The following is an 8,140-nucleotide window of genomic DNA, read 5'->3' on the forward strand; positions in this document are numbered from 1 at the left end:
GGTACTGAAGGCTTCCCCAGACCTTGTCTATCACCCAAAGGCTCTCCTGCGAATAGGATAGAGGGATGCGCCCGGTCCTGATGCCGGGGGTTATCGGAGGCAGGGTATTACCGATAGCGTTCTCATCAATGGCAACTGCCAGGTCTTTTAATAGTGGCAGTTCAAAAATGAGCTTAACACGTATTTCGGTATCAAAAACTTTCCGGATCGCAGAAACCAGCCTGATGGCAAGTAGCGAATGTCCGCCCATCTCAAAGAAATGGTCATAAATGCCTACATTGGTAACAGACAGGAGCTCTTCCCATATCTGAGCGAGTTTGCTCTCTGTGGCCGTTCTGGGCGGTTCAAACGTCCTTTCTGAAGCGGTTGCCATATCGGGAAGGGGCAGCTTTGACTTGTCAATCTTACCGTTCGCAGTCAACGGCATACTTTCTAAATGCACAATGAACGAAGGAACCATATAATCCGGAAGACGAGAGGATAGAAAATTAATAATTGCTATTCTGTTAAACTCGACTGCGTTGACATATGCTACTAAGTAAGTAAGTCTTGAGGTACCTTGATAACTAATGACCACTGCCTTGGTAATTTCTGGAATCTGACTAATTACGCTTTCTATTTCACCAAGTTCTATCCTAAATCCTCTTATTTTAACCTGCTCATCTATTCGTCCTTGGAAGATTATGTTTCCATCCGGTAACCTTCTAGCAAAGTCTCCAGAACGATATAATCTTCTGCCTAAAAGCGGGCCAGATTTAGGAATAATAAAACGCTGTTGAGTTTCTTCTACGTCTTTAAAATATCCATCTGCAAGGCAAGGACCTTCAATATATATTTCCCCACTCACTCCTAAAGGGACTAAGCTAGCATGTGTATCTAAAAGGTGAATAGAAACATTGAAAATCGGAATGCCAATTGGAATTTTGGAATAAGATGTTCTACTTAAGGAATAAAATATACATCCAATTGATGCTTCGGTCGGACCGTAAAGATTGGTAATTCTTATATCTGGAAAATAATTCCTAAACAACATTGTTGCTGATAGCTCTATCTCTTCCCCTCCAATAATAAGGTCTCTTAATGTAGAAAGCCTACTATCACCCTTTTCTACCCATTGTACAAGGCTGTTAAATAAGGATGGTACAAAATCTGTCATGGAAACCTGATGATGCTCAATTAGAGAGAGTAAGTATCCAAAATCCAATGCGCGTTCCTCATCTGGTATAACTGTTTTTCCCCCATTTGTCAGTGGCCAAAATAATTGCCAAATCGCACTATCGTAAACATTTCTGGTTGTTTTTAAAATTGAAATAAAACTTTCACAAAAATAGGAGTCCATCCAAGAAAAACGGTTTATTATGCCAAGGTGTGGAACAATAACTCCCTTTGGATTACCTGTAGAGCCAGAAGTGAAAATCATATAGATTGGATCCTGCGGCAAGGTATTTCGAACTGGAGGGATTTTTGTTTGAGCTAGGTGCTTTTCATTAACTTCTAAAAAAATAAAGGATCCGGAAAATTCATATGATAGTGGTTGTTCATAAAGTATAATGTTAGAATCCAGTTTATTCAAAATATTGTCAATTCTGACTTTTGGCCATTTCTTATCTAATGGAACTGCTGCGCAATCAGCCTTTAAAACAGCAAGAAAAGCAACTGCAAAATTTATTCCTTCATCCATCAGCAGTGGAATGAAGCAGCCTTTTTTAGCACCTGAATCCAGAATCATCCAGGCTATCGAGTTTGCAATTTCATCCAACTTTTGATATGATATAATTGAATTGCCATATACAGCTGCGATGGAATTAGGTTTTTGACTAACCTGATTTTCAAAAAGATCTAAAATCGTTCCTTGCTTATCAATATTATTGGTTTTTCCTTGAAAAGCTGTTAATAACTGTGCTTCGGACTTGGAATTCAATGGATTCAACTGTCCTATTATATTGATCGATTTTAATACGATTTGTTCTAAGACTTCAAGGAAGTGGCTAGCGATCTGATTAACCGATGTTTCGTTGATGAGATTATTATTGAATCCAAAACTTAACCCTGTTCTCTCGCCGTCCCAAGCTGCTATTGTAAGCATATAGTTTGTTATTCCATGTGTTTTTATCTGATCTACCTTAATTTTATCCGAACGGGTTCCGTAATCGGGATAATTTTCGAATACGAATATGGAGTCGAACAAGTCATTTGATATAAGGTTCCAGTTTTTGATATTGCTAATGGATGTATATTGGAATTCCCTGCATTTACTATTTTCAATTTGTATGTCTGCAAGCCATTCTGAGATCTTTTGATCTTGTTCTATCCTTGCCCTGAACGGTATGGTATTGATAAATAGACCAACTCTTTTTTCAGTATTTTCGAGTTCTGCGGGCCTTCCCGATACTGTCACCCCGAAGACCAGATCCTGCTGTCCTGTGTAGATATGGCATAGGTAGGCCCATATTCCTTGAAAAAGTGTACTTGTGGTTAGTCTGTTTTTTTGGATATATTTCTCTAGGGCTATTTTGAGGTTGCCATCCAATGGACAGGTTATTTCCCTGTATTCTCCAATTCCATTATTTCTTGATGACTTTGTATCTGCGAAAGGAAGAAGGGTTGCAGGGCTGCATCCGTTCAGGTACTTTTTCCAGAAAACTTCCTCCGCATGCTGGTCTCTTCCCTTTAAAAATTCGATATAATGCTGAAATTGGTCGACTTTAATCTCCGGGGTATTGCCTTTGAGGAGTTCCTGATAAAAATCGAGTACTTCATTACAGATGATTCCCGATGACCATCCGTCCTTCGCTATGTGGTGGCAGGTCCATACCAGTATATGTTCTTGAGAGTGGATCCGTATGATTGTAACCCTCATCAGTGGCGGTTTTTCCATATCAAACCTTTGACTTCTATCCTGCTGAAGGAATTCCTGAAGGAGATGTTGATGATTTTGCTCTGTAAAGTCTAAGATTTTGAATGGGAGCTCCACCTGATTGTGTACGGATTGAACAGGGAGGCTGAATCCGTGATTATGAAATCCTGAGCGGAGGATTGTATGTTTTTGTATGACCAGTTCCCAGCTCATTTTAAACAGTTCCAGGTTGAGATCACCATGGATGTTACATTGGAACTGGTTAAGGTAGGAGGTAGAGTGCTCGTCATAAAGGCTATGGAAGAGCATACCTTCCTGTACCGGACTAAGCGGGTAGATGGCACTAATGGAATCCAGAATTTCATTTGGTTGATGTTCTTCATCTACCAAGCTATGTAATTCTTCTTTATGCTGTTTGATGAAATTGATAAGTTCAATATGTTTCAATAATTCTTTTTTTTCATCAGCAGTCAATGACCGATCAATACCTGTAAGCGTGAGGAGGTCATTGTTTTTTACCATTTTAATATTTAGGCGAGATAGCTCTTCAAAGAAATTTTTAAGTTCCATTTTTATAATTTTGTTGAATTATAATTATTTGATTGGGTATGCAATTGAGGTATTAATTGTCAAGGTCTTGTCCAATACCTTGAAGACGTGCGGCCTTATAAAATTCCTTGGCTAGTGCAATGTCAAAAACAGCCATTCCCATTGGGTTAAACATCACGGTCTCTGTATCCGGCTTCTGTTGAAAGAAGTCCGAACAGACCATTTCTTGAAGAGAAAGCGTTTGAGTTTTTTTTAACCCCCTTTCTAGATGCATCTGTTCAATATCAGTATTTTGTCTACATACCTCTTCCCAGTCATCGACTATAATATGGTCCATAAAATCAAGAGTAAGCGGTTTAAAATCTCTTAGGGAAACGTTCATCAACAACGCACCTGATTTTGGTTTTTTGTCTATGTATCGTCCAGAGGAAACAGTACAGGTGAAGAATATGTCTGCATCCAGATAACATTCTTCCCAGCTGGATACCATACGTACATTCTTTTCAGAGTTGTCCGCGTGGATTTTTTTTTGCTGAAAGTTAACGTCAAATATGGAAATTGTATAAGAGGACCCACTAAACAGGGCGTGGAGCATTGCGAGATGCTGCTGTCCAATTGGTCCGAAGCCTACTATTCCGATATGGTAATGACTAAGTTTTCTTTTTTTAATATACTCACGTATCAATAATCCTGATACGGCGGCAGTTCTTATTTCGCTTATGAGGCTAGTATTGATAACACACTGGGTTATTCCGGTAGAGGGGTCATTTAAAATAGTTACTGAGTTCGCTCTCGGTAGCTTATGTTCAATATTGCCTGGAAAACTTGCTATCCATTTGATTCCTGCTGCATCAATATTTCCCCCGACATATGCTGGCATTGCTATGAACCGGTTCACCTGATCTCCGTATCGTAGGTACGGTTTAAGTGGTTGAGAGAAGTCATCGTTTCTGAGTAGGTATACCGTATCCTGAATGATGTCTATGATGCTGTTCCAAGCCAGACTCACTGATGCTATAGATTTTTTGTTTAAGTATAACATTTAAGAAATAGTTTGTGAAGAACTTATTAGTGTATTGTTGATCCAATCTGAATTATATATATTATCAAGATATGATATGCCTCTGTCGGCGCATATGAAGAGTGCTTTCTCATTTAAATTATGAGGATTCTTCTTGAAAAAAACTTCAATAGCAGCGTAAACGGCTCCAGAAGATGCACCGGTAAATAAGCCATGTTCTTTGATCAGTTTGTTACTTCCCTCAATTGCATCCTCATGAGAAATTACTATTACCTCGTCAATCAACGCATTTGATAAAATTGATGGTCGTTTACTAGAACCTATTCCTGAAAAATGCCGCTTCATCGGTGGGTTCCCAAATATTACTGATCCCTCTATATCAACAGCAATTATTTTCACATTCGGAAACTTTTCTTTAAGTCTCATCGAAATTCCTGTTATAGTGCCTCCCGAACTAACAGCAATAAAGACATAATGCAAAGAATCAAATTCTTCGGCTATCTCCAAGCCCAGAGTGTTATAATAGGCCAGATAGTTGTTTGGGTTGTCATATTGGTTGGTCCAGAATGCATTTTTGTTTTCCAGACAAAGATTTTTAACAGTTTCAAGCCTTGTTAGTAGATAGCCACCTGTCTTATCTTCCTGTTGTACCTTATATACATGTTTGGTGAAAAGCTTGAGAATGGCCTCATTCATCTTATTTATATTAGGGTCAATAACCGGTATGAATTTAAGTCCGAGTTCTTTGCATATCATGGCCAGTGAGATGGCCATGTTACCAGAACTTGATTCTATAATTGTGGTCTCGCGATTGATTTCTCCATTTTCTATACCTGCTCTTAGAATATTATATGCAGCTCTGTCTTTTATACTACCACTGAAATTGTGGAATTCCAATTTTGAATATAGAGAAACGGCCAAGTGGTTCAGCTTAACTAATGGGGTATGGCCGATAAGCTTTTTTATTGACTGAAGTTTTGTAAGCATAATTGTTGGCTTTGGTTTTATAGGTATTAGTGGTGTTTGAGATAAGATTAGGCGTTTTTAGCTTACATAATTCAGGTAAGACTTGTAATATGGAAGAATATACTTTGATGGTATTCTCATCTTCAATCCTAGATAGATAAGCAGATTATAATATACGTTTCTTCTAGGGGCTCCTTTGAACCCGGACAGGATGCCGCGAAATGCTGTTTTGGAGGTATGCCAATCAATATTAAAGGAAATCGAATAGCTTAGGCCATGGACCTGATGGAGCATACCTGATGGTATGAACAAGATATCGCCCGGCCCTAAATCCACTTCATATAATTCCATTCCTTTGGTTTTTGAGAATTTTTCATAGTCAGGATTGCTTGGATCGAATTTTGACCATCTCCATCCTTCGATATAGCAGTTTTCTTTGTCTGACTCCTTTATTAATATGAATTTTTTTTCACCTTTAACTTGGAAAAAAAGGTTGTTTGTGAGTAGGGTATCAAAATGCAATGGAGTAAGACTACCGGATCCACCCATAAAAAATTGAATATAATTGTTCCAGTTTTTATGATACCATTTAGGGAATAATTCGATTGGAAAAGTTCCCAAGTCAGCTATTAGTTCTGGCAGCATATTAAATAATGGTATGTCATGTAGGTAGGGAGGTTTTTGTGTTGCGATACCTGCCTCATAACTTTTCTCATGCACTTCAAGCAAATCAACATAGTCCGCTAATGAAGAGCTGATCTTTGTTCCATTCACGATGTCCGCAGTTTTTGTCGTGATTTTTAAGTTTTTGCCAAGTTTTCTAAAGTAATCCATGTCCCAAATTTTTATTGCTGGCCAGTCCTGGGTCATTTTCTTAATTAAAACGGGCTTTTTCAACTGTACATAATTTGTGTAGAACTCACTTTGTGAGAGCCTGTCCACAGTGTCGATAGTTTTCATTATTCTACAAGGTTATTTACTGATTGCATTTTGATGACTGCTGCACGAAGTTCTGTTGACATTATCGAAATAGCAGCATCCGCTATAGCAGTAGTGATAATCAGTGGGGGTACAAGTCGAACAACGTTATTAAAATGTCCACCAACCTCGAATAGAAGCCCTGACTGGAAACATCGTTCTCTGAAAACTTTCACAATTTCAGGATAAGGTGACTTTGTCGATATGTCTTTTACAAACTCAATTCCGATCATAAGACCCTGACCTCTGATCTCGCCGATAAATGGGCACCATCGAAAAAGCTCATTTAGTTTTGTCATTAGGTAACATCCCATAATACCAACATGTAATGCCAAGTCTGTTCTGTTTACAAATTTAATTGCAGCCCTACAGGCAGCAAGACTCACCTGGTTAGCTCTGAATGTCCCTATATGCGCGCCTGGCCCCCAAGCCTCAAGATCTTTTCTATAGATTAGCCCTGATATAGGAAATCCTACTCCGCCGAAACCTTTTGAAAAAGTGATAATATCAGGCCTTGCTTTGGTATGCATGAATGCAAAAAATTCTCCTGTTCGATAAAAGCCCGACTGGATTTCATCAAAAATTACAATAATTCCATGCTTATGGGCGAGGCTTACTAATTTCTCCAAATAATTATTGTCTGGAACGATATTACCTCCTTCTCCTTGTAACGGCTCAAGCAGAATAGCAGCTGGCTTAGGTACTCCTGAATGTGGATTTTCTAAAATATCTTCTAGATAACTTACACAATCGTGTCTGCAGCTTCCTGGACTCTGCCTAAATGCACAACGGTAGCAATAGCTATAAGGTACAAAATGAACATTTGGAATTAAAGAGGTTAACTTTTCTCGAAATCCCGTATTTGAGGTTAGCGCTAGTGCTCCTGATGTCATTCCGTGGTAACCACCAGTAAAAGCGATTATAGTATCCCGTTTTGTTTGCATTTTTGCCAGTTTAATTGCTGCTTCTACCGCATCAGATCCTGTGGGTCCACCGAAACTGACTTTATATTGACCATGCATATCCACTGGCAGGTTTGTGAGTATAAGATTAATTGCTTCGATTTTATTCTCAGTTGGGAAATCAAGAGCATGAATAAGTTGCTCCTGTTGTTCCTTCACTGCAATTAAAATATCTGGATTACAGTGGCCGACATTTACTACGCCAGCACCCGCAAAAAAATCGATGAAATGGTTACCATCCACGTCCTCTATTATTGCGCCTTTAGCCCTTTTTATTGCGATCGGCATACTTTTTGGGTATGAAACGACTTTGCCTTCAATCTCTGATTGTTTTAGTAGTAATTCTTTTGAATACTGTCCAGGTAACTCAGGTGTGATGATCAGTTGCTTATTACTTAAGTGATATTTCGAGAAATCTTGCATGTTCGGTAATTTGTTTGATAATTAGAAAATTATGTCATTGGAAGTCTTATTGGCTTTGATAAACTCGTCGAGTTCCTGATTGGATGCGATGCCTGACATTCCAATGTCGGATACGGATCTTTTTGTTTGCTGCCTTGTTGAACAGTGTAGTATTATGCTTTCGATTTTTTGTATGTAGTCGTCGGAGATTTTTTCAATGGTCTGCCCGTCAAACAGGTCGCATCGATATTTCCAGTTCATTTTGAGTTTTCCTTTGATCACCATTGCGGTAATTATGATTTTTCTGGTTCCTGCATTCTGAGGTTCTACTGTTTGTCCGGTATTTTCATCTGCTGTTTTTATTGTTCCCTGGTTTTTCAGTACGTTATCGAGTTGACCGAGATA

6 protein-coding genes are annotated in these 8,140 nt (G+C 38.7%); all 6 read right to left on the reverse strand.

The window, feature by feature from the left end; translation table 11 throughout:
- Window positions 1–3,427: non-ribosomal peptide synthetase (locus tag BLR60_RS24420; RefSeq protein ID WP_143009152.1), on the reverse strand; the 3,427-nt coding region annotated here is incomplete at its 3' end.
- A 52-nt stretch (window positions 3,428–3,479) separates the two neighbouring features.
- Window positions 3,480–4,448, reverse strand: coding sequence for a 2,3-diaminopropionate biosynthesis protein SbnB (locus BLR60_RS24425; RefSeq protein ID WP_090505188.1), 969 nt, complete (start codon window positions 4,446–4,448; stop codon window positions 3,480–3,482).
- Window positions 4,449–5,414: a 2,3-diaminopropionate biosynthesis protein SbnA gene (sbnA, locus tag BLR60_RS24430; RefSeq protein WP_090505191.1), complete on the reverse strand. Its 966-nt coding sequence runs from the start codon at window positions 5,412–5,414 to the stop codon at window positions 4,449–4,451. It lies immediately after the preceding gene.
- Between the two features lie 57 nt (window positions 5,415–5,471).
- Window positions 5,472–6,353, reverse strand: a complete 882-nt coding sequence (locus BLR60_RS24435) for a cupin-like domain-containing protein (protein WP_090505194.1) — start codon at window positions 6,351–6,353, stop codon at window positions 5,472–5,474.
- Window positions 6,353–7,756 (reverse strand): aspartate aminotransferase family protein, encoded by a 1,404-nt coding sequence (locus tag BLR60_RS24440; protein ID WP_090505197.1) that lies wholly within the window; start codon window positions 7,754–7,756, stop codon window positions 6,353–6,355. Before BLR60_RS24440 ends, BLR60_RS24435 begins: the two co-directional genes overlap by 1 nt.
- Before the next feature lie 21 nt (window positions 7,757–7,777).
- On the reverse strand, window positions 7,778–8,140 hold a 363-nt coding region (locus BLR60_RS24445; RefSeq protein ID WP_143009153.1), incomplete at its 5' end, for a hypothetical protein.

It is taken from the genome of Pedobacter terrae (assembly GCF_900100705.1).
Taxonomy (GTDB): domain Bacteria; phylum Bacteroidota; class Bacteroidia; order Sphingobacteriales; family Sphingobacteriaceae; genus Pedobacter; species Pedobacter terrae.